Below are 1,061 nucleotides of genomic sequence, written 5' to 3'. Positions count from 1 at the left end.
AACGCAGCCTGCCCGTCGCCCACATTCTCAGATGGTCAATCTTCAGACGGTCTCACCAAGCAGCCGCACAACGCTCATATATCAAATCAAAATTGCAACTGTAGTGCTAGGTCATGTTGACAAATGCCGGAGCCATAGCCTGATGCATGCGATATCGATAAAGCCGAGGAAGCTATTTGCGGTTTTGTCGTAACGTGTGGCGAGGCGACGGCTGTTCTTCAGCTTGTTGAAACAGCGCTCGACCATGTTGCGCAGCGTGTAGATGGTCATATCGACGGTCTTGCGAACCTTTCGGTTCTTTCGCATCGGGATCATCGGCACGGCGTTACGGCTCTCGACATCTTCCCTGATTTTATCAGAGTCATAGCCCCTGTCGGCGACCAGAACAGCGGGCTGCGGCAGGTTGTCGGCCATCACCAGATCATAGCCGGTGTAGTCGGAATCCTGCCCCGGCGTGATCTCGGTCCTCATCGGGAGGCCAGCGCCATTGACGCGGAGATGGATCTTGGTCGAAAACCCACCTCTCGAACGGCCAAGAGCCTCTTTCGGAGTCCCCCTTTTGAGCCCGCCGCATGATGATGGGCCCGGATGACTGTGCTGTCGACCATCTGCAGCTTGTCCGGGGTGATCCCTGAATGGTTCAAAGCGTCCAGAATGCCCTCCCAGAGCCCCGCAAGGGTCCAGCGACGGAATTGGCGGTAGACCGACGACCATTTGCCGAAATCTTCAGGAAGATCCCGCCATGGCGCACCCGTTCGCGCTATCCAGAAAATCCCATCCAGAACAAGGCGATGATTACAGGGTTTACGACCGTTCGGATGCCGAACAGCGTGGATGAACTGTTCGAAGAAGCCCCACTCATCATCAGATATCAGCTTGCGCACCAAGTTCGTCTCCCACGAGCTTGAATCACAGGACGCGGGCCAGCGGAATCCCTTTTGTCAACACGGCCTAGCACTACAGTTGCAATTTTGATTTGATATATGAGCGTTGTGCGGCTGCTTGGTGAGACCGTCTGAAGATTGACCATCTGAGAATGTGGGCGACGGGCAGGCTGCGTT

General features: G+C 55.4%; 1 protein-coding gene. It reads right to left on the bottom strand.

The annotated features are described in order from the left end of the window. Positions 1-111: 111 nt before the first annotated feature. A protein-coding gene (locus tag GOB86_RS15530) for an IS5 family transposase (RefSeq protein WP_242012725.1) occupies positions 112-887 on the bottom strand; the annotation gives its coding sequence in 2 pieces (ribosomal slippage) (positions 112-551 and positions 551-887; 777 coding nt in all). Positions 888-1,061: the final 174 nt, after the last annotated feature.

The sequence above is a fragment of the Acetobacter lambici genome (assembly GCF_011516885.1).
In the GTDB taxonomy this organism is placed as follows: domain Bacteria; phylum Pseudomonadota; class Alphaproteobacteria; order Acetobacterales; family Acetobacteraceae; genus Acetobacter; species Acetobacter lambici.
The sequence above is the reverse complement of the archived record's forward strand: the minus strand, read 5'-3'. Positions and strand labels throughout refer to the sequence as shown.